Raw genomic sequence first — 19,612 nt, forward strand, 5'->3', positions numbered from 1 at the left:
GTAGGACCAGATGAAGTTAGACACGATTCATCATATTGCCATCATTGGACGGGATCGCGACGCTATGTTGCACTTTTATGTGGACCAGTTGGGCTTTGCGATTGTCAGTGAGTATGACCGTCCCGAACGCGGAGATATCTTGATCAATCTCCGCCAAAGAGAGTTGACTTTAGAACTCTTTATCAAACCGACGGCCCCAGAACGGCCTAAGCTCCCCTTGCCCGAGCATGCGGGACTGCGTCACCTGGCCTTTAAAGTAGACGATGTAGAGACCTATCTAGCTAGATTGGATCAGCTAGGTATTGAGAATACAGGCCTTCGCTATGATGACTTTGATGGCAAGAAGATGGCATTTTTCTTCGATCCAGAAGGATTGCCCTTGGAAATACATGAGTGAGGAAAGCAATGGTTAGATTAGAAGGACTCAGTCAGGAAGAAGTAGCGAAAAAGATCCAAGAGGGCAAGCAAAATAAGGTCACGATTAAGACAGAAAAAAGTATTGGGCAGATCATTCGAGACAATGTCTTTACCTACTTTAATCTGATTTTCCTGGTCTTAGCGGTCTTGCTGGTAGCAGTGAAGTCTTGGAACAATCTCTTGTTTGTCCCGGTCGTCGTGGTCAACTCCTTGGTAGGAATTGTGCAGGAAGTCCGCTCTAGACGGATCTTGCGTCAGATGCAATTTCTGCATATGAGTGAGGCGATCGTTCTTCGCGAAGGAAAAGAAGTCGCTCTACCTATCGATCAGCTGGTGGAGGGCGATCTGGTTCGTTTTCAAGCTGGAGATCAGATCTATGCGGATGGGGTCTTGCTGGAGGGCGAGCTAAAAGTCGATGAGTCTCAATTGACAGGTGAAGCCGATGAGGTCAAAAAAGGAGCACAAGATGCGCTCATGTCAGGTAGTTTTGTGATCGCTGGTCAAGGTTTAGCGCGATTGGAAAAAGTTGGGAATGACTCCTACATCAACCAACTGAGCCTGGAAGCCAAGCAGGTCAAGTCTCATGAGGAGTCCGATATGGTCCATGCGGTCAATCGTATTGTGGGGATCATTGGTCTTCTTATCATTCCGCTAGGCTCGCTCCTTTTTCTTCGTAGCTATATCAGCCTAGGCGATAGTCTCAAGCTCAGTGTGACTTCAACAGTCGGGGCCTTGATCGGAATGATTCCAGAAGGCTTGTATCTCTTGATGACCTTGGCACTGGCTCTGGGTGCTGTCAGATTAGCCAAGGAAAAGGTCCTGCTCAATAGCATGAAGGGGATTGAGACCTTATCGCGCGTGGATATCCTTTGTGTCGATAAGACAGGGACCATTACAGAGCCGGGTATGGAAGTAACAGAGATTCGTCCAGCTCAAGATGGTCAAGACTTGGAAGCTCTAGCTCAGTATGTAGGAGCTAGTATGGATCAAAACGATACCATGGATGCCATCCGAAAATTTCACAAGACTCCAGTCAGTCAGCCTTGGAAGGCTCTTGAAATACAGCCCTTTACGTCTAAGAAAAAGTATGGGGCCATTGCCTTTGAATCTGGGATCTATGTATTAGGTGCACCAGAATTTGTTTTACGAGAGGGCTTCCCTGAGGTTGAAGAGGAGATAGCTCCTGCTACTCAGGCAGGCAATCGGGTCTTGGCCTTTGGGAAATATAAGGAAGAACACCTGGGAGAGACTTTAGAGGCTCCTGTAGACTTGGTAGCCTGGATTATTCTCTCCAATCCTTTGAGAAAAAATGCCAAAGAAACCTTCGCCTACTTTAAACAACAAGGAGTGACCATTAAGGTTATCTCAGGGGACAACCCTGCTACAGTCTCAGCTATTGCACAAAAAGCAGGCATTGAAGGAGCAGAGGATCTAATCGATACCAGAACCTTACTGACGGAAGAAGACTTGCACCAAGCGGCAAGCCAGTATACAGTCTTTGGTCGGGTGACACCAGAGCAAAAGAAAAGCCTTGTCGAAGGCTTGCAGGCAAAGGGGCATAAAGTCGCTATGACTGGAGATGGCGTCAACGATATTCTGGCTCTCAAAACAGCAGATTGTAGTATTGCGATGGAATCTGGAAACGATGCGACCAAGAAGATGGCGCAAGTGGTTTTACTGGATTCTGACTTTGGGAAGATGCCGTCCATCGTGGCAGAAGGTCGGCGAGTGGTCAATAATATTCAACGATCAGCCAGTCTCTTTTTGATCAAGAATATCTTTTCCATTTTGTTGGCCATCTCTGTGACGCTCTTAGCCTTTACCTATCCCATCATGCCGTCGCAGATGTCTTTGATCAGTGGTTTTACGATTGGGATTCCAGGATTCTTCCTAGCGCTTGAGCCCAATAGCGAGCGCATCAAAGGGCGCTTTATCGAAACGGTCTTTAAAAATGCGCTGCCTGCTGCCTTGACGGATTTTATACTGATCTTCAGTCTGGTATTGCTCTCTTCAACATTTGGCATGAGGTCGGAAGAACTCTCGAGTGCAGCCATCTGCTTGATGGCCTTCGTTGGATTTACCATCATCTACCAAGAATCCCAGCCTCTCAATCACTACAAGAGACTAGTTCTTCTAGGAAATATCCTAGCCTTCCTGGTTTCAAGCAGTGTCTTAGGTAGATTCTTTAACATGAATCCCTTGAGGATCCAAACACTGGTTATTTGTGCCATCATGGCCGTTCTTGCTCTCGTCTTGATTCAAGTCTTCAAGAAGTTGGTGGGTTGGTTCTTTCATCGGAAGAAATAAAAAAGAGAGTGGGACAGAAATCGGTAATTAGTTAGAATTCGATTTCGTCGTCCCACCTCCGCACAGTTGAGTAGGGCTGTAAAAGCTGATGAAATCAGCGTAGTAGAGCCCACTCAACCACTGCGTTTTGCTCGACAATCCAAAAATAATTGAGAGGCTAGGACTTTTGTCCCAGCCTCTTTGGTATTAGATAAACAAACTAGCGGTTAGGATCAGATAGAGCAAGAAGGTGATCAGAAACCCAGCGCGCCAGAAGTATTTGATAAATTTCGGATAATAAAAACTCTTTTTCTTTTTTAAGAAATAAACCGTTAGCCCCAAGGCCAAAAGCGAAAGGCTCAAGGCTAATAGTGGTAAGAGGCTGTGGTAAAAAGCGCTGTCTGAGATCAGGTAGTACTCCAAGGCAAATAAAGGAAAGGCAATATCAGTAGATCGCCATCCTCTTTTTTGGAGTTTAAAGAGGTGAACAATAATGCCGCTCAGAATCAGCGTTAAAAAAATAAATAATACAGAAGCAACTTTGATTAACATAGCTTCATTCTATCATAAAACGAAAAAAAAGTTTACTATATTTTAATTTTTTCTTGCAAAAAAAGAGAAATCGTGTATAATAGAAAGGTATGCACAAAGCATACTTGTGGGAGGTAAAAATCTGTAATTACCGCCAAAACCACAAAGGAGGATTTAAGAAATGGCTAAAAAAGTCGAAAAACTTGTAAAATTGCAAATCCCTGCTGGTAAAGCTACTCCAGCTCCACCGGTTGGTCCAGCGCTTGGTCAAGCAGGTATCAACATCATGGGATTCACTAAAGAGTTTAACGCTCGTACAGCTGATCAAGCTGGTATGATCATCCCAGTTGTTATCACTGTTTATGAAGACAAATCATTCGATTTCGTTACAAAAACACCACCAGCTGCTGTTCTTTTGAAAAAAGCTGCAGGTGTTGAAAAAGGTTCAGGTACACCGAACAAAACGAAAGTTGCAACTGTAACTCGTGCACAAGTACAACAAATCGCTGAAACTAAGATGCCAGATTTGAACGCTGCAAACATTGAGTCTGCAATGCGTATGATCGAAGGTACTGCTCGTTCTATGGGATTCACTGTTACTGACTAATTGTAACAATCCTATTTGCCCGCAATACACTTGATCAAATGACGAGTGACGTGGGAGATGAAAATCGATATGACCACATTACAAGGAGAAAGATAAAATGGCTAAAAAAAGCAAACAACTTCGTGCTGCTCTTGAAAAAATCGACAGCACAAAAGTCTACAGCGTAGAAGAAGCTGTAGCTCTTGCAAAAGAAACTAACTTCGCAAAATTTGACGCAACTGTAGAAGTTGCTTACAACTTGAACATCGACGTGAAAAAAGCTGACCAACAAATCCGTGGTGCAATGGTATTGCCAAACGGAACTGGTAAAACAGCTCGCGTACTTGTATTTGCACGTGGTGCAAAAGCTGAAGAAGCAAAAGCTGCTGGTGCAGACTTCGTAGGTGAAGATGACCTTGTTGCGAAAATCAACGATGGTTGGTTGGACTTCGACGTAGTTATCGCTACACCTGACATGATGGCTCTTGTTGGACGTCTTGGACGTGTCCTTGGACCACGTAACTTGATGCCAAACCCTAAAACTGGTACAGTAACAATGGATGTTGCGAAAGCAGTTGAAGAGTCTAAAGGTGGTAAAATCACTTACCGTGCTGATAAAGCAGGTATCGTTCAAGCGATCATCGGTAAAGTTTCATTCGATGATACTAAATTGGTTGAAAACTTTAAATCTTTCAACGACACAATCCAAAAAGCAAAACCAGCTACAGCTAAAGGTACTTACGTAACTAGCTTGACTTTGACTACAACTCAAGGTCCTGGTATCAAAGTGGATGTTAACTCACTTTAATTGAAATGAAAAGCTGCCTTCGGGTAGCTTTTTTTGTACTCCATTTTTATTTGCTACAGTTGGTAAAACTAATCGGATGGAAAAAAGAAAATTTTGATGGATATGACTATATAAAAAGCGTAATTTATGGTAAAATAATACAGATCAAAAAAGGAGAGAGAAAATGGTAGAACCTAAGTATAAACGTATCTTAATCAAGCTATCTGGTGAGGCTCTTGCCGGCGAACGTGGTGTCGGAATCGATATCAAAACTGTCCAAAATATGGCCCAAGAAATCAAGGAAGTTCATGAACTTGGAATTGAAATTGCCTTGGTGATCGGAGGGGGAAACCTTTGGCGTGGAGAACCTGCTGCTGAAGCAGGGATGGATCGTGTCCAAGCAGACTACACAGGTATGCTCGGTACTGTCATGAACGCTCTTGTGATGGCTGATTCGCTTCAACAAGTTGGCGTGGATACCCGTGTTCAAACTGCGATTGCTATGCAACAAGTTGCAGAACCTTATATCCGTGGTCGTGCCCTTCGTCACCTTGAAAAAGATCGGATCGTGATCTTTGGTGCAGGGATCGGTTCTCCTTATTTCTCAACAGATACGACCGCAGCCCTTCGTGCAGCTGAGATTGAAGCAGATGCCATTCTCATGGCCAAAAATGGGGTCGATGGTGTTTACAATGCCGATCCGAAAAAAGATGCTTCAGCTGTGAAATTTGAGGAATTGACTCACCGCGATGTGATCAACAAAGGTCTTCGCATCATGGACTCAACAGCCTCTACTCTCTCCATGGACAACGACATTGACTTGGTTGTCTTTAATATGAATGAACCAGGCAATATCAAACGCGTTGTCTTTGGTGAAAATATCGGTACAACCGTATCAAATAACGTAGAAAAATAATAGAAAATAGAGGAAGATTATGGCAAACCCAATCGTAGAAAAAGCAAAAGAAAGAATGACTCAGTCTCACCAAAGTTTGGGACGTGAATTTGGTAGCATCCGTGCTGGACGTGCAAACGCAAGTCTTTTGGATCGTATTTTCGTAGAATACTACGGAGTAGAGACACCATTGAACCAATTGGCATCTATCACCATTCCAGAAGCGCGTGTCTTGTTGATCACACCATTTGATAAATCATCTTTGAAAGACATCGAGCACAGCATCAATGCTTCTGACCTTGGTATCACTCCAGCCAACGATGGATCTGTTATCCGCTTGGTTATCCCAGCTTTGACAGAAGAAACTCGTCGTGACTTGGCAAAAGAAGTGAAAAAAGTGGGTGAAAATGCTAAAGTAGCGATCCGTAACATCCGTCGTGATGCTATGGATGAAGCGAAGAAACAAGAAAAAGCAAAAGAAATCACAGAAGATGAATTGAAAGGTCTTGAAAAAGAGATCCAAAAAGTTACGGATGATGCTGTTAAGCATGTAGATGAAATGACAGCTCACAAAGAAAAAGAATTGATGGAAGTTTAATCCATCCCAACCATTACAGGAAAGATAGACTCAGTTGGCACTGCTGGCTGGGTTTTATTTCCATTATTCTTGTGAAGAGGCAAGAGGAAAGAAGGAAACATGAATACGAATCTAGCAAGCTACATCATGGGAATGGTCATTGATGAAAATGATCACTTCTATTTTGTTCAAAAAGATGGCCAGACCTACGCGCTTGATAAAGCAGAAGGCCCACACAAAGTCGGAGAAAGTGTCAAGGGCTTTGCCTATACAGATATGAAGCAAAAGCTCCGACTCACGACACTTGAAGTCACTGCAACTCAAGAAAGCTTTGGCTGGGGAACGGTCACGGAAGTGCGCAAGGATTTGGGAGTCTTTGTGGACACAGGGCTTCCAGATAAGCAGATTGTTGTCTCACTAGATATCCTACCGGAGATCAAAGATCTATGGCCTAAAAAGGGCGATCGTCTCTATATTCGCTTAGAAGTTGATAAGAAAGATCGGATTTGGGGAATCTTAGCCTACCAGGAAGATTTCCAGCGTTTGGCTCGTCCAGCCTACAACAATATGCAAAACCAAAACTGGCCAGCCATTGTCTACCGCTTGAAATTGTCTGGAACCTTTGTTTACCTTCCAGAGAACAATATGCTGGGCTTTATCCACCCAAGTGAGCGCTATGCAGAACCTCGTTTGGGAGAGGTCCTAAATGCTCGCGTTATTGGTTTTCGGGAGGTGGACCGGACCTTGAACCTATCTTTGAAGCCACGCTCCTTTGAGATGTTGGAAAACGATGCCCAAATGATTTTGACCTATTTGGAAGCCAATGGTGGCTTTATGACCTTGAATGATAAGTCCTCTCCAGAAGAAATCAAAGCAACTTTTGGGATTTCAAAAGGTCAGTTCAAAAAGGCCTTGGGTGGTTTGATGAAGGCCAAAAAAATCAAGCAAGACCAGTTTGGAACAGAGTTGATCTAAGAGGAGGCTTATGCGAAAATCATTTTATACTTGGTTGATGACGGAGCGCAATCCTAAAAGCAATGCTCCTAAAGCCATTCTAGCAGATCTTGCATTTCACGAGTCTGCTTTTCCCAAGCATACAGATGACTTCGACGAGGTCAGTCGCTATCTAGAAGAGCATGCGAGCTTTTCCTTTAATCTTGGCGATTTTGATGCGATTTGGGAAGAATACCAAGCCCACTAGAAAAGGACAGGTCGAGGATGGTTTTTTCTCGGCCTCTTTGTTATAATAATAGAAAAATACAGGTAGAGAGGTTCTTTATTTGCAAGAACATTCAGTTGAAATTACATTAACGCATCCAGACGATCTCTTTCATTTGTTTGGATCTAACGAACGCCATCTCCGTTTGATGGAGCAAGAATTTGGGGTGACTATTCATGCCCGGACAGAAATCGTCCAAATCATTGGGGAAGAAGAAACCTGCGAGCAAGTTCGTCAAGTCATCCAGGCTCTTTTGGTCCTCGTTAATCGTGGCATGACCATTGGAACGCCGGATGTGGTGACCGCCATTACCATGGTGAGAAATGGGGAATTGGATAAGTTCATCGCTCTCTATGAAGAAGAGATTATCAAGGATAGTTACGGCAAGCCCATTCGGGTTAAAACACTTGGTCAAAAGATCTATGTCAATAGTGTCAAGAACCATGATGTCACTTTTGGGATTGGACCAGCGGGGACTGGGAAAACCTTCCTAGCAGTGACCTTGGCTGTGACTGCACTCAAGCGTGGTCAAGTCAAGCGAATCATTTTGACCCGTCCTGCTGTAGAAGCTGGAGAGAGCCTTGGTTTCCTACCAGGGGATCTTAAAGAAAAAGTAGACCCTTATCTACGTCCGGTCTATGATGCTCTTTACCAGATTTTAGGGAAAGACCAAACAACTCGGATGATGGAGCGGGAGATTATCGAGATTGCGCCTTTGGCTTATATGCGGGGACGGACCTTGGACGATGCCTTTGTCATCCTCGATGAAGCGCAAAATACCACCATCATGCAGATGAAGATGTTTTTGACCCGTCTTGGTTTTAACTCTAAGATGATTGTCAATGGAGATACCAGCCAGATTGACCTTCCTCGAAATGTCAAATCCGGCTTGATTGATGCTCAGGAGAAATTGAAGAACATTTCTCAAATTGACTTTGTGCATTTCTCTGCTAAGGATGTCGTTCGTCATCCAGTAGTAGCAGAGATTATCCGGGCCTACGAGCCAATCCCAAATCCAGTCCTCAAAGAAAAACTGGATGTGGAAGAAGAAGCAGAATAAAAAGGCAAAGATCATCGGATCTTTGCCTTAAATTGACGATAAAATCATCTCTTAGCCTTTCCTTAGGTGAGAACGGACGTCAGCGAACTTCTTCGAAGTTCCATGACTAATAATTGAGCCTAAGGTCTCAATTATTCCGGGTGCTTGAAACTAAATTGTTTCAAGCACTTTTCTCACGGCGGAAAGTCTCTGAAAATGATTTAAAAAATTCAAAACAACTTGTTTTTTCCAAAACATTTTTAATTAGTTCATATGAAAAAAATAAGTTGTTTGTTTTTTTCGATGGTAATTCTTTTATGATAGTTTAAACCAATTCATCAATTGGTGTGAAGTCGCGCTCTAAACCGGTAGCAACGGGTTGGCTAGTGATGTGACCTTGGTAAGTGGTGACCCCTTGGCGCAGGCCTTCGTCGAGGGCGATGGCCTTGTGGAAGCCATTGTTAGCTAGGGATTCAACATAAGGAAGGGTCACATTGGTAAGGGCGATAGTAGAGGTACGAGCGACAGCCCCTGGGATATTGGCAACGGCATAGTGGAGCACGCCATGTTTTTCGTAAACTGGCTCCGTATGCGTTGTGACACGGTCTGCTGTTTCGATAACCCCACCTTGGTCAACGGCTACATCGACGATGACTGAACCGGGACGCATTTGTTTAACCATATCGTCTGTCACTAATTTAGGAGCTTTAGCACCAGGAATCAAGACAGCACCGATGACAACATCAGCATCACGGACGCTGGCTTCAATGTTAAATGGGTTGGACATAAGGGTTTGAATTTGGTGACCAAAGACATCTTCCAGAACAGCCAAACGTTTAGCGCTGATATCTAAGATGGTCACTTGGGCACCTAGTCCAAGGGCGATCCGAGCTGCATGGGTTCCAACGACCCCGCCTCCGATAATGGTAACTTTTCCTTTGGGAACACCTGGCACCCCACCTAGGAGGACGCCTGATCCACCTTCTTGTTTGGTCAGGAAGTGAGCACCGATTTGCACGGCCATCCGTCCAGCCACCTCACTCATTGGCACCAAGAGAGGCAATTGTCCATCAAGGTCACGCACCGTTTCGTAGGCCACCCCTGTTGTTTTAGCTGAGACCATAGCGTCCGCTAATTCTGGTGCAGCAGCCATATGCAAGTAAGTGAAGAGCAAGAGGTCTTCGCGAAGGAAGCCATATTCTTCAGCGAGAGGTTCCTTGACTTTGACCACCATCTCAGCTGCCCAAGCTTCTGCAGCAGTTGCAACGATGGTTGCCCCTTGCTTCGTGTAATCTTCATCCGCAAAGCCAGAACCAAGTCCAGCATTTGTTTCTACCAAAACGTGATGACCTTTCTTCACCAAGCTTTGTACACCTGCAGGTGTCAAACCGACCCGATTTTCGTTGTTTTTAATTTCTTTAGGAATTCCAATGAGCATTCTTGCCTCCTTGCTCAGATTTAGGTGTAAAAAGGCCATTGGTGTGAGATTGCTCTCTTGACTCAATGACCTTTTCACTCCTTATCTGATTGTTTTGATTGATTTTATTGTATAGAAAAGTGGGTTAAAAAGCAAGAAAAATTTGAGCTTGCCTTCCTTTAGGTTATTTGCTAAACTAATCCCTAAAGAAGGAGTGTCAAATGGAAAATTTATATGTGAAGTTAGCGGCTTATCGAGAAATAGAGACTGAGCGCTTGCACTTGCGTCCGGTCACTTTTGAAGATGCACCGGCTATGTTTGAGTATGCTTCTGATGAAACAGTTACGCGCTACACTTTTCCAACCAATCAAAGTCTAGAAGAGACGCGTAATAATATTGCCCTCTTTTACCTAGCGAGCCCACTTGGAAAATGGGGGATCGAGCTCAAAGAAAATGGAAAATTTATCGGGACGATTGATTTACTGGATTTGGATCTTTGTCTGAAGAAGGGGAGTATCGGCTATGTTCTGAATAAAGACTATTGGAACCAAGGTCTTGCGACAGAGGCTACAAAGGCAGTCATTGCCTTGGCTTTTGAACAGTTAGGGATGAACAAGCTCATTGCTGTTCATGATCAGGACAACCCAGCTTCTGGACGGGTGATGGCCAAATCAGGGTTGAAATATTCTCACGAGGAGCCCTACGCGATGCTAGACCTGCATGAAGAAGGGCGAATGGTGACGAGAGTTCATTATGTCCTCACGAAGGAAGAATATTTGGCAGAAAAATGAGTCAGGATATTGACAAAAGACCTATCTCCATGATATAGTAGATAGGTACTGCTGGTTTAGCTCAGTCGGTAGAGCGCATCCATGGTAAGGATGAGGTCGCCGGTTCAATCCCGGCAACTAGCATATCAGAAAAGAGAAGCTTAGAGAGGATCTAGGCTTCTTTTTTTGCGACTCCATCTTAAAAATTTTGCTTTTTTCAACAATTTTCAAAAAAACGTTGACAAGCAAGGAAATACGTGGTAAAGTTAGAACAACAAAGAGAAAGGAGAAAACCATCATGAACAAAGTAGATGTTTTGATGACACAATTGAATACACAGCTTCTCCAATCTCAGTTGAGTTCGATGTAAACTATAAGTGGAACCCAAGATGGAGGAGTCTGTCTTGGGTTTTTTGTATGCATTTTTACCTGCCTTAACTGAATTGGTGACAGGCATCAGAAGGCCCAAGTGTGGACTGAGCACGTACTCAGCTCCTTGCTTGGGTTTTTTCTGTGCCATTTTGAAAAGGAGAATATATGATCAGAGCTATTTGGGAGTATATCAGGGAGCGCAAGTGGCGATATGTGAAGATCGCTATGGTCCTGATTCTTTATGATTACACTTTATTGATCCCGACGCAAGTCATCCAGCGCTTAGTGGATCATTTGAGTCAGCGGACGCTGACGCAATCGAACTTTGTATGGGATATGGTCCTCTTGGTAGGATCGGCCATCCTCAATTACCTAACGGCTTTTTATTGGCAGTTGCGACTCTTTCAGTCGTCAGTCCATTTCAAGGCGACCCTTCAGGGACAAGCTTTTCGTAAGCTAGTAGCCATGCGGCGTCCCTTTTTTGAGAAATTCCGTTCAGGAGATCTCTTGACGCGCTTTACGACAGATGTGGATGGGATGGCCGATATGGCTGGTTACGGGATGATGGTGCTCCTGTTTGGCGGTGGCTTGTTTGCCTTTATTATTCCGACCATGTTTTTCATTTCTTGGCAATTAACCTTGATTTCCTTTATTCCCATGATCTTCCTCGTAGTCTCTACCTATTTTTTGAGTAGAAAGCAGGAGGAGTATGTTGAGCAAAACCGGGAAGCGGTCGCTCAGTTGAATGATGAAGTCTTGGAGTCGATCGAAGGAATTCGGGTCATGCGGGCCTATAGTAGACGGGACCAGCAGGTCAAACAGTTTCAGAAAAAAACGGCCAGTCTATCCAAAACGGGGGATAAAATTGCCTCTATCCAGTATTCTTTTGGACCTTTAGCCCTGTTGTTTATTGGATTCTCGACAGTCTTGCTCCTACTATTTGGAGGCCAGTCCCTGGCAAGCGGGCAATTGAGTCTTGGGAAATTATTGGCTTTACAGCTGTATTTGGTCTTTTTAATTGAGCCTATGTGGATGATGGCGGACTTGATCTTGGTCTACCAGACAGGGCAAATGTCCTATAAAAAATTAAAAGAAGTGATTGATGAAACGGATGATCTGGAGCCAGATGGTTCTCACTACCTAGAGCAGATTGATTTGGTGCAGTTTAAGGACTATTCTTTCAGCTATCCTGGTGCTGAGCGAAAGAGCCTGTCAGGCATTGATTGGACCATTCAGAAAGGACAGACGGTTGGAATTGTTGGTCGTACCGGTGCAGGAAAGACTACCCTGGTTCGACAATTCTTGCGGCAGTACCCAGTTGGTGAGGGAGAATTCTTGGTCAACCAGCAACCGATCGTGGACTACAACCGACACTCCATCGAAGAAAAAATTGGCTATGTTTCCCAAGAACATATTTTATTCTCCAAGTCTATCCGTGAGAATATAGCGCTTGGTAAAAAAGGAGCCAGCCAAGAAGACTTGGTGGAAGCAGTAGCCCAAGCTGCTTTTGCGGATGATCTCGAGCGGATGTCTCAGGGAATGGACACCCTGATCGGTGAGAAAGGGGTCTCTGTATCAGGAGGTCAAAAACAGCGGATCTCTTTGGCGCGTGCCTTCTTAAGAGATGCAGAGCTCTTGCTGTTAGATGATTCCCTTTCGGCAGTAGATGCTAAGACTGAACAGGCCATTATTGACACGATTCAAAAGGAACGAAAAGACAAGACGACCATCATTGTTTCTCATCGCTTGTCTGCTGTTCATCAGGCGGATTGGATCATCGTCTTGGATCAAGGGCAGATTGTAGAAGAAGGTAGGGCTAGTGATTTATTGGCTCAAGAAGGCTGGTATTATGAACAATACCAACGGCAACAAAAACAGGAAGGAGAATAAGATGAAAGTTTTAAAACGATTATTATCGAGGATCACGCTTTATCCAACTGTCTTTCTTGCTGGCTTTATTTGCCTCTTACTAGCCACCATTTTTTCTGAATTGTCTCCCTTTCTTCTCCAAAAGATGATCGATGGGCCTTTGACCGCACTGACCCATGGTGGCGGGCAAGGTGACTTGCTTCAGATGGGAGGATTTTATCTCTTGGTCTTGAGCCTAGGGCAGCTGATAAGCTACATGGGCAATCGGATCTTGCTACATGGAAGTAATCAAGTAACCGCTAATCTGAGAGATCAAGCCTTTCAAGTCATGCAAGGGTTGCCTATTTCTTATTTTGATGATAAGCCGGCTGGGAAGATTGCGACAAGAATTGTCAATGATACGGAGACCTTGCGGACCCAGTTTTATAACTCTTGTATGATTTTAGTCATCTATTTGGTACGCTTTCTTTTTATCCTAGGTATTCTCTTTTACCTGAGTCCTATGATGGGCCTTCTCTTGTGTTTGGTCTTTCCGATTTTCTATGGGATCCAGTATCTCTACAAGGTCATGACGGATCAGCCTATGAAGGATTTCTTCGATGCGAGAAGTGAGGTCAATACCCAGGTCAATGAACTCTTGCATGGTGCCAGTATGATTCAACTCTATCATCAAGAGCCTGGTGTGGTGGAGGAGTTTGAAGCCACTACCCAGAAGATGTTAGGAGCCAATGATCGAATCCTCTTGGCTGATTCTATCGCTTCTTGGACCTTGACGGAATTGCTCAAGTTTTTAGTGATTGCGGGCATTTTGACCATCGCTGGTATTTCTTTCCTAGAGGGCAATATCGGTGTGACGGCTGGTTTCTTATTTATCAATATTAACTATGTCATTAATCTATTTGATCTCATGGCCAATCTTAGTCGTCAATTCCCAAATATTCGGCGATCCTTAGAAACGGGGAGTCGCGTCCTTGCTTTCTTAGATCAACCCTTAGAGGCCGATGGTGCATCAGAACTGAAGATAGAAAAGGCAGAAGTCGTGTTTGACGACGTTCAATTTGCTTATGAAGAAGGCAAGCCGGTTCTGAGAGATATTGCCTTTCAGGCTAGCCCTGGGGAAACCATCGCTTTGGTGGGCCATACTGGATCGGGTAAGTCTTCGATTATGAACCTGCTCTATCGTTTTTATGATCCTCAAGAAGGAGCGATTTTGATCGATGGTCAAGATATTCGCCAAGTCTCTCGTGAGAGCCTACGAAGCCATATGGGGATTGTCCTGCAGGATCCTTATCTATTTACAGGGACCATTGCTAGTAATGTGGCCATGAGTCAGGATCACATTGATCGGGATGCGGTCCAAGATGCCTTGAAAAAAGTCGGGGCTTGGCCCTTTGTAGAGCGCCTTGAAAAGGGAATCGACCATCCAGTCGTAGAAAAAGGATCCGCCTTTTCAAGTGGCGAACGCCAATTGATTTCCTTTGCGCGAACGCTCTATATGAATCCGCAAATTCTGATTTTGGATGAGGCAACTTCTCACATTGATACGGAAACAGAAGAAATCATCCAGAAGGCTATGGCAGTCCTGCAAAAAGGCCGGACCACCTTTATCATTGCCCATCGCTTGTCCACTATTCAAGATGCGGATCAGATCTTAGTCTTATCCGAAGGACGCATTGTGGAGCGTGGTAGACACGAGGAACTGGTTGCACAAGGCGGGATCTATGCCCAGATGAATGCCATTCAGCAAACAGTGGTGTAAGATTGTCCTGTAAAGAAAAAGTTTGAAAACCAGCCTGTATCTAGTATATAGGCTGGTTTTATGCTATAATGAAGTGATAATAGTGAGGTGATCCATATGTATATTGAAATGGTAGATGAGACTGGTCAAGTCTCTGACGAAATCTTAAAACAAACGCAAGAAATTTTAGAATTTGCTGCTCAAAAAATTGGGAAAGAAGACAAGGAAATGGCTGTGACTTTTGTAACCAATGAACGCAGTCATGAACTAAATCTTGAATACCGTGATACGGATCGTCCGACGGATGTCATCAGTTTAGAATACAAGCCAGAGATGGAGATTTCTTTTGACGAGGAAGACCTTGCAGAAAATCCAGAATTGGCAGAGATGATGGCGGAATTCGATACCTATATTGGGGAGCTCTTTATTTCAATTGACAAGGCGCGTGAGCAAGCCGAAGAATATGGCCACAGCTTTGAACGCGAAATGGGATTTTTAGCAGTGCATGGTTTTCTTCACATCAATGGCTATGATCACTATACGCCGGAAGAAGAAAAGGAAATGTTTGGCTTACAGGAAGAGATTTTGACAGCCTATGGACTCACAAGACAATAAGCGAAAATGGAAAAATCGAGACTTCACTTCAAGCCTGGAGTTTGCGATAACAGGAATTTTCACGGCGATCAAAGAAGAGCGCAATATGCGCAAGCATGCCTTATCAGCCCTTGTAGCAATTCTTGCTGGTTTGGTATTTAGGATTTCTGCGACAGAATGGCTCTTTTTATTGCTCAGCATCACCTTGGTGATTGCGTTTGAAATTATGAATTCAGCCATTGAAAATGTGGTGGATTTAGCTAGTAACTACCATTTCTCCATGTTGGCAAAGAATGCCAAAGACATGGCAGCTGGAGCAGTCCTCGTCGTTTCAGGCTTTGCATTACTAACAGGACTGGTGATTTTTGTGCCCAAATTCTGGGCCTTGGTATTTGGATAAGAGGGAGACTTCCCTCGTGAAAGGATAATATGACATTTAAATCAGGTTTTGTAGCCATTTTAGGACGTCCCAATGTTGGGAAGTCAACGTTTTTGAACCACGTCATGGGGCAAAAAATTGCCATCATGAGTGACAAGGCGCAGACAACGCGCAATAAGATTATGGGGATTTATACGACGGATAAGGAACAGATCGTCTTTATCGATACCCCAGGGATTCACAAACCCAAGACAGCGCTTGGAGACTTCATGGTGGAGTCGGCCTATAGCACCCTTCGAGAAGTGGATACGGTACTCTTTATGGTGCCAGCAGATGAAGCGCGTGGCAAGGGTGATGATATGATCATTGAACGCCTCAAGGCTGCTAAGGTGCCGGTTATTCTTGTGGTCAATAAGATTGACAAGGTCCACCCTGACCAGCTCTTGGCGCAAATCGATGACTTCCGTAGTCAGATGGACTTCAAGGAAATTGTGCCAATTTCAGCCCTTCAAGGAAACAATGTTTCGCGTTTGATTGATATTTTGAGTGAAAACTTAGAAGAAGGTTTCCAATATTTCCCTGCTGACCAAATCACCGATCATCCAGAGCGCTTCTTGGTCTCTGAAATGATCCGTGAAAAGGTTTTGCATTTAACGCGGGAAGAAATTCCTCACTCTGTTGCTGTAGTCGTGGATTCTATGAAGCGGGATGAAGAGACAGATAAGGTCCATATCCGTGCAACCATCATGGTCGAGCGCGATAGCCAAAAAGGGATTGTCATCGGAAAAGGTGGCGCCATGCTTAAGAAGATCGGAACCCTTGCGCGTAAGGATATTGAGCTCATGCTAGGGGACAAGGTCTTCCTAGAAACATGGGTCAAGGTCAAGAAAAATTGGCGGGATAAGAAATTGGATCTTGCCGATTTCGGATACAACGAAAAAGAATATTAAGAAGAGGTGGGCAGAAGCCTGCTTCTTGTTTTTGAAAGGAGTTCTATGCCTGAATTACCAGAAGTAGAGACCGTTCGACGAGGTCTTGAGAAATTAATTCTTGGGAAAACCATCCAGTCAGTGGAAGTAAAGTATCCAAAGATGATTCAGACGGATCTGGATGCTTTTCGACAAGATCTCCCAGGCCAAGAAATTCGGGCCATGGGGCGCCGTGGGAAATACCTTTTATTTTATCTGACGGATCTGGTCCTCATCTCGCATTTGCGGATGGAAGGCAAGTATTTCTTTTATCCAGACGAGGTTCCTCTTCGCAAGCATGCCCATGTCTTCTTTCATTTTACAGATGGTAGCACTCTGGTCTATGAAGATGTCCGCAAGTTTGGGACCATGGAAGTCCTCATACCTGAGCTTGTCGAGAGCTATTTTTTGGCGAAAAAGATTGGTCCAGAGCCAACGGAAGCGGATTTTAAAGAACCAGCCTTCCAAGCAGCTCTTAAAAAATCAAAGAAACCCATTAAATCAGCTCTTTTAGACCAAAAATTAGTGGCTGGTCTGGGCAATATATATGTGGATGAGGTCCTTTATCGAGCCAAGGTTCATCCAGCCCGTTTGGGTCAAAGCTTGACTGCTAGAGAAGCCAAAGTAATCCGCAAAGAAACGATTGCTGTGCTTGCTCAAGCTGTTGAAAAGGGTGGCTCCACCATTCGCTCCTACAGCAATGCTTTTGGCGAGGATGGCACCATGCAGGAAGAACACCAGGTCTATGGAAAAACAGGCCAGCCTTGTTTGCGCTGCGGGACACCGATTGAGAAAATCCAGCTGGGGGGACGCGGAACCTATTTTTGCCCCCACTGCCAAAAGGAGAACTAGATGGCAAGAATCATCGGATTAACAGGAGGGATTGCTTCAGGAAAGTCGACTGTCACCTCCTATTTGAGAGAAAAAGGGTATCCTGTCATTGATGCTGATCGAGTGGTCCATGACTTGCAAGCACCAGGAGGAGCTCTCTACCGTGTCTTAGTAGATCATTTTGGGAGAGAGATCCTTACCAAAGAAGGAGAGCTGGACCGCGTCGCTTTGGGTCAGCGGATCTTTTCAAATCCTAGTGAAAGAAACTGGTCCAATCGCGTCCAAGGAAGGCTTATTCGTGAGGCTCTAGCTGAGGTAAGAGACAGACAAGCTGCACAATCCGATCTCATTTTTATGGATATTCCTCTCTTAATCGAGCAAGGCTATGAAGATTGGTTTGAATCTGTCTGGTTGGTAGCTGTATCAAAAGAAACCCAGCTCAAGCGTCTGATGGAACGCAACCACTTATCAGAACTGCAGGCCCAAGAACGCATCGCGTCTCAAATGCCGCTAGATGAAAAAAGAGCCCATGCAGATCTGGTCTTAGACAATAATGGCGATCTAACGGCCCTCTATGCTCAATTAGATGCAGCCCTAAAACAATTAGAAAGAAGATGATTTTATCACAAGAGAAATCAATTGGCGTAAAAATCTATATATTGCCTGGATCGGGTGCTTTTTCATCGGAGCCAGCCTTTCTTTAGTCGTCCCTTTTATGGCCCTCTTTGTGGAAGAGTTGGGTGTTACGGGTAAGGCTGTTCCCCTTTATGCTGGGATTGCCGTCGCGAGTTCTTCTGTGACTTCTGCGATCATGTCCCCCATCTGGGGGAGCCTGGCCGACCGCTATGGTCGAAAACCTATGATGCTTAGAGCTTCCATTGCCATGACGCTGACCATGGGAGGTATTGCCTTTGTCCCGTCCGTCTTTTGGCTCTTGGTCCTGCGCTTGCTCAATGGGGTTTTTTCAGGTTTTGTCCCCAATAGTACAGCCCTGATTGCTAGTCAAGTTCCCAAGGACCAATCTGGCTATGCCCTAGGGACCTTGTCGACCGGTGTCGTGGCTGGAACCTTGATGGGCCCTTTGATTGGGGGACTCATTGCTGAAAATCTAGGCATGCGCAATGTCTTTCTCTTGGTCGGCTTCTTCTTATTTTTGGTTTCCCTCTTAACCTTCTGGGGCATTGAGGAAGACTATGAGCCCCTTCCAAAAGAAGAACAAAAATCCAGTTGGCAGTTGCTCAAGTCCATTCAGCAGAAGGATATTCTCTTGGGCCTCTTTTTGACCAGCATGACCATTCAAATGATCGCCCAATCTATTTCTCCGATCCTGCCTCTTTATGTGCGAGCTTTGGGACAAAGAGATAACCTGATCTTTGTATCGGGGATGATTGTTTCGGCTATGGGAGTCTCTAGTATGCTCTTTTCAGGTTGGATGGGAAAACTCGGAGACCGAATCGGAAATCACCGGCTCTTGTTAATCGCCCTTCTTTATAGTGGCTGTCTCTATATCCTTTGTGCCCAAGCGCAATCACCCCTTCAATTAGGGATTTTACGCTTCCTCTTTGGGATCGGGACAGGAGCCCTACTACCTGGAGTTTCTGCATTATTGAATCGATTAACCCCTCCTGAAGGGATCTCTCGGATCTTTAGCTACAACCAGCTCTTTTATTACTTAGGTGGCGTGTTAGGGCCAATGATGGGATCGAGTATTTTCATGCATTTTGGCTATCATTGGGTATTTTACGGTACAGCCCTTTTGGCCTTTACCGATTTGATGTTCCTCTTATTCTTATTTAGAAAGTATTTGAAAGTGAGAGACGTACGTGCGAATTAAAGTTCAATTGACCTGCACCAGTTGTGGGAGTCAGAATTATTTGACCAGTAAAAATACCAAAACCCATCCCGAAAAGATCGAGGTCTTGAAGTATTGTCCCAAGGAAAGAAAAGTAACCTTACATATTGAATCAAAATGATTTTCATGGTATAATAGTGAAGATTTTAAGGAGTTTTGAATATGAGCGGAGCATTAACAACTATTTTACTAGTATTATCAGTATTGATTATTATCGCAATTTTTATGCAACCAACAAAAAACCAATCGAGCAACGTCTTTGACGCAAGCTCAAATGACTTGTTTGAACGTTCAAAAGCGCGCGGGTTTGAAGCCGTGATGCAGCGTTTAACAGCTATTATGATCTTCTTTTGGTTATTGATCGCGATGATCTTAATGGTACTTTCTAGTAGATAAGATAGGCTCAGACAATGTCTTTGCCTATTTTTATTTTGTAAAACAAAGACACAAGTAGATAGAAAAAAGGAGGCTGGATAACCAGCAAA

At 44.3% G+C, this 19,612-nt stretch carries 22 protein-coding genes and 1 tRNA gene; 21 read left to right on the forward strand and 2 right to left on the reverse strand.

Translation table 11 applies throughout. The features are described from left to right. Nucleotides 1-10 precede the first annotated feature (10 nt). Both gloA2 and SM123_RS03335 read left to right on the forward strand, forming a co-directional pair. Nucleotides 11-397, forward strand: a complete 387-nt coding sequence (gene gloA2 / locus SM123_RS03330; RefSeq protein WP_320909816.1) for an SMU1112c/YaeR family gloxylase I-like metalloprotein — start codon at nucleotides 11-13, stop codon at nucleotides 395-397. A gap of 8 nt (nucleotides 398-405) precedes the next feature. Further along, the gene (locus SM123_RS03335) at nucleotides 406-2,724 is read left to right on the forward strand and encodes an HAD-IC family P-type ATPase (protein WP_320909817.1); all 2,319 of its coding nucleotides are present in this window, start codon (nucleotides 406-408) and stop codon (nucleotides 2,722-2,724) included. 186 nt (nucleotides 2,725-2,910) lie between these two features. On the opposite strand, the gene SM123_RS03340 is transcribed toward SM123_RS03335, so the two are convergent. Further along, nucleotides 2,911-3,255 (reverse strand): DUF3397 family protein, encoded by a 345-nt coding sequence (locus SM123_RS03340; protein WP_049498640.1) that lies wholly within the window; start codon nucleotides 3,253-3,255, stop codon nucleotides 2,911-2,913. A gap of 160 nt (nucleotides 3,256-3,415) precedes the next feature. On the opposite strand from SM123_RS03340, the gene rplK reads away from it, so the two are divergent. The 7 genes from rplK to SM123_RS03375 all read left to right on the forward strand — a co-directional run bounded on the left by rplK (nucleotide 3,416) and on the right by SM123_RS03375 (nucleotide 8,358). After that, nucleotides 3,416-3,841: a 50S ribosomal protein L11 gene (rplK, locus tag SM123_RS03345; protein WP_003005369.1), complete on the forward strand. Its 426-nt coding sequence runs from the start codon at nucleotides 3,416-3,418 to the stop codon at nucleotides 3,839-3,841. Between the two features lie 97 nt (nucleotides 3,842-3,938). Then, the gene (gene rplA / locus SM123_RS03350) at nucleotides 3,939-4,628 is read left to right on the forward strand and encodes a 50S ribosomal protein L1 (protein WP_320909818.1); all 690 of its coding nucleotides are present in this window, start codon (nucleotides 3,939-3,941) and stop codon (nucleotides 4,626-4,628) included. Nucleotides 4,629-4,791: 163 nt separating this feature from the next. Beyond that, nucleotides 4,792-5,523, forward strand: a complete 732-nt coding sequence (pyrH, locus tag SM123_RS03355; RefSeq protein WP_003005706.1) for a UMP kinase — start codon at nucleotides 4,792-4,794, stop codon at nucleotides 5,521-5,523. A gap of 19 nt (nucleotides 5,524-5,542) precedes the next feature. Next, nucleotides 5,543-6,100: a ribosome recycling factor gene (gene frr / locus SM123_RS03360; RefSeq protein WP_003005165.1), complete on the forward strand. Its 558-nt coding sequence runs from the start codon at nucleotides 5,543-5,545 to the stop codon at nucleotides 6,098-6,100. A 99-nt stretch (nucleotides 6,101-6,199) separates the two neighbouring features. After that, entirely contained in the window at nucleotides 6,200-7,054 is an 855-nt protein-coding gene (gene cvfB, locus SM123_RS03365) for an RNA-binding virulence regulatory protein CvfB (RefSeq protein WP_049490840.1), read from the forward strand. A 10-nt stretch (nucleotides 7,055-7,064) separates the two neighbouring features. Continuing rightward, a complete protein-coding gene (locus SM123_RS03370) occupies nucleotides 7,065-7,280 on the forward strand; it encodes a YozE family protein (RefSeq protein WP_003005127.1) in 216 nt (71 codons plus the stop codon). 79 nt (nucleotides 7,281-7,359) lie between these two features. Further along, a complete protein-coding gene (locus SM123_RS03375) occupies nucleotides 7,360-8,358 on the forward strand; it encodes a PhoH family protein (RefSeq protein ID WP_320909819.1) in 999 nt (332 codons plus the stop codon). Nucleotides 8,359-8,662: 304 nt separating this feature from the next. Here SM123_RS03375 and ald read toward each other — a convergent pair whose 3' ends face one another. Beyond that, nucleotides 8,663-9,775, reverse strand: coding sequence for an alanine dehydrogenase (gene ald, locus SM123_RS03380; protein ID WP_320909820.1), 1,113 nt, complete (start codon nucleotides 9,773-9,775; stop codon nucleotides 8,663-8,665). Nucleotides 9,776-9,975: 200 nt separating this feature from the next. Here ald and SM123_RS03385 point away from each other — a divergent pair, with 200 nt between their 5' ends. From SM123_RS03385 to secG, 12 genes are all read left to right on the forward strand, one after another. Then, nucleotides 9,976-10,545 carry a GNAT family N-acetyltransferase gene (locus SM123_RS03385; protein ID WP_320909821.1) on the forward strand — a complete coding sequence of 190 codons (570 nt, stop codon included), beginning with the start codon at nucleotides 9,976-9,978 and terminating at the stop codon, nucleotides 10,543-10,545. A 50-nt stretch (nucleotides 10,546-10,595) separates the two neighbouring features. Beyond that, nucleotides 10,596-10,668, forward strand: a tRNA-Thr gene (locus SM123_RS03390). 393 nt (nucleotides 10,669-11,061) lie between these two features. Next, nucleotides 11,062-12,786, forward strand: a complete 1,725-nt coding sequence (tetA(46), locus tag SM123_RS03395) for a tetracycline efflux ABC transporter Tet(46) subunit A (RefSeq protein ID WP_320909822.1) — start codon at nucleotides 11,062-11,064, stop codon at nucleotides 12,784-12,786. 1 nt (nucleotide 12,787) lies between these two features. Next, nucleotides 12,788-14,524, forward strand: coding sequence for a tetracycline efflux ABC transporter Tet(46) subunit B (tetB(46), locus tag SM123_RS03400; protein WP_320909823.1), 1,737 nt, complete (start codon nucleotides 12,788-12,790; stop codon nucleotides 14,522-14,524). A 96-nt stretch (nucleotides 14,525-14,620) separates the two neighbouring features. Further along, nucleotides 14,621-15,118, forward strand: a complete 498-nt coding sequence (gene ybeY, locus SM123_RS03405; RefSeq protein ID WP_003005431.1) for an rRNA maturation RNase YbeY — start codon at nucleotides 14,621-14,623, stop codon at nucleotides 15,116-15,118. Next, nucleotides 15,099-15,497, forward strand: a complete 399-nt coding sequence (locus tag SM123_RS03410) for a diacylglycerol kinase family protein (protein ID WP_003008202.1) — start codon at nucleotides 15,099-15,101, stop codon at nucleotides 15,495-15,497. The genes ybeY and SM123_RS03410 overlap by 20 nt, the downstream gene beginning before the upstream one ends. Nucleotides 15,498-15,526: 29 nt before the next feature. Next, a complete protein-coding gene (gene era / locus SM123_RS03415; protein WP_006595864.1) occupies nucleotides 15,527-16,426 on the forward strand; it encodes a GTPase Era in 900 nt (299 codons plus the stop codon). Nucleotides 16,427-16,471: 45 nt separating this feature from the next. Next, nucleotides 16,472-17,296: a DNA-formamidopyrimidine glycosylase gene (gene mutM / locus SM123_RS03420; protein ID WP_320909824.1), complete on the forward strand. Its 825-nt coding sequence runs from the start codon at nucleotides 16,472-16,474 to the stop codon at nucleotides 17,294-17,296. Next, nucleotides 17,297-17,893: a dephospho-CoA kinase gene (coaE, locus tag SM123_RS03425; protein ID WP_254727153.1), complete on the forward strand. Its 597-nt coding sequence runs from the start codon at nucleotides 17,297-17,299 to the stop codon at nucleotides 17,891-17,893. Nucleotides 17,894-17,909: 16 nt separating this feature from the next. After that, complete coding sequence (locus SM123_RS03430; protein WP_311625817.1) at nucleotides 17,910-19,109, forward strand: multidrug efflux MFS transporter; 1,200 nt, start codon at nucleotides 17,910-17,912, stop codon at nucleotides 19,107-19,109. Beyond that, the gene (rpmG, locus tag SM123_RS03435; RefSeq protein ID WP_003005699.1) at nucleotides 19,099-19,248 is read left to right on the forward strand and encodes a 50S ribosomal protein L33; all 150 of its coding nucleotides are present in this window, start codon (nucleotides 19,099-19,101) and stop codon (nucleotides 19,246-19,248) included. Before SM123_RS03430 ends, rpmG begins: the two co-directional genes overlap by 11 nt. Before the next feature lie 41 nt (nucleotides 19,249-19,289). Next, complete coding sequence (secG, locus tag SM123_RS03440) at nucleotides 19,290-19,523, forward strand: preprotein translocase subunit SecG (protein ID WP_003008189.1); 234 nt, start codon at nucleotides 19,290-19,292, stop codon at nucleotides 19,521-19,523. Nucleotides 19,524-19,612 lie beyond the last annotated feature (89 nt).

Source organism: Streptococcus sp. S5 (genome assembly GCF_034134805.1).
In the GTDB taxonomy this organism is placed as follows: domain Bacteria; phylum Bacillota; class Bacilli; order Lactobacillales; family Streptococcaceae; genus Streptococcus; species Streptococcus lingualis.

Excerpts from the sequence above, each read along its gene's own strand:
- gloA2 (WP_320909816.1), top strand. The coding sequence starts at position 11 with ATGAAGTTAGACACGATTCATCATATTGCCATCATTGGACGGGATCGC.
- SM123_RS03335 (WP_320909817.1), top strand. The coding sequence starts at position 406 with ATGGTTAGATTAGAAGGACTCAGTCAGGAAGAAGTAGCGAAAAAGATC.
- SM123_RS03340 (WP_049498640.1), bottom strand. The coding sequence starts at position 3,255 with ATGTTAATCAAAGTTGCTTCTGTATTATTTATTTTTTTAACGCTGATT.
- rplK (WP_003005369.1), top strand. The coding sequence starts at position 3,416 with ATGGCTAAAAAAGTCGAAAAACTTGTAAAATTGCAAATCCCTGCTGGT.
- rplA (WP_320909818.1), top strand. The coding sequence starts at position 3,939 with ATGGCTAAAAAAAGCAAACAACTTCGTGCTGCTCTTGAAAAAATCGAC.
- pyrH (WP_003005706.1), top strand. The coding sequence starts at position 4,792 with ATGGTAGAACCTAAGTATAAACGTATCTTAATCAAGCTATCTGGTGAG.
- frr (WP_003005165.1), top strand. The coding sequence starts at position 5,543 with ATGGCAAACCCAATCGTAGAAAAAGCAAAAGAAAGAATGACTCAGTCT.
- cvfB (WP_049490840.1), top strand. The coding sequence starts at position 6,200 with ATGAATACGAATCTAGCAAGCTACATCATGGGAATGGTCATTGATGAA.
- SM123_RS03370 (WP_003005127.1), top strand. The coding sequence starts at position 7,065 with ATGCGAAAATCATTTTATACTTGGTTGATGACGGAGCGCAATCCTAAA.
- ald (WP_320909820.1), bottom strand. The coding sequence starts at position 9,775 with ATGCTCATTGGAATTCCTAAAGAAATTAAAAACAACGAAAATCGGGTC.
- SM123_RS03385 (WP_320909821.1), top strand. The coding sequence starts at position 9,976 with ATGGAAAATTTATATGTGAAGTTAGCGGCTTATCGAGAAATAGAGACT.
- ybeY (WP_003005431.1), top strand. The coding sequence starts at position 14,621 with ATGTATATTGAAATGGTAGATGAGACTGGTCAAGTCTCTGACGAAATC.
- SM123_RS03410 (WP_003008202.1), top strand. The coding sequence starts at position 15,099 with ATGGACTCACAAGACAATAAGCGAAAATGGAAAAATCGAGACTTCACT.
- era (WP_006595864.1), top strand. The coding sequence starts at position 15,527 with ATGACATTTAAATCAGGTTTTGTAGCCATTTTAGGACGTCCCAATGTT.
- mutM (WP_320909824.1), top strand. The coding sequence starts at position 16,472 with ATGCCTGAATTACCAGAAGTAGAGACCGTTCGACGAGGTCTTGAGAAA.
- coaE (WP_254727153.1), top strand. The coding sequence starts at position 17,297 with ATGGCAAGAATCATCGGATTAACAGGAGGGATTGCTTCAGGAAAGTCG.
- secG (WP_003008189.1), top strand. The coding sequence starts at position 19,290 with ATGAGCGGAGCATTAACAACTATTTTACTAGTATTATCAGTATTGATT.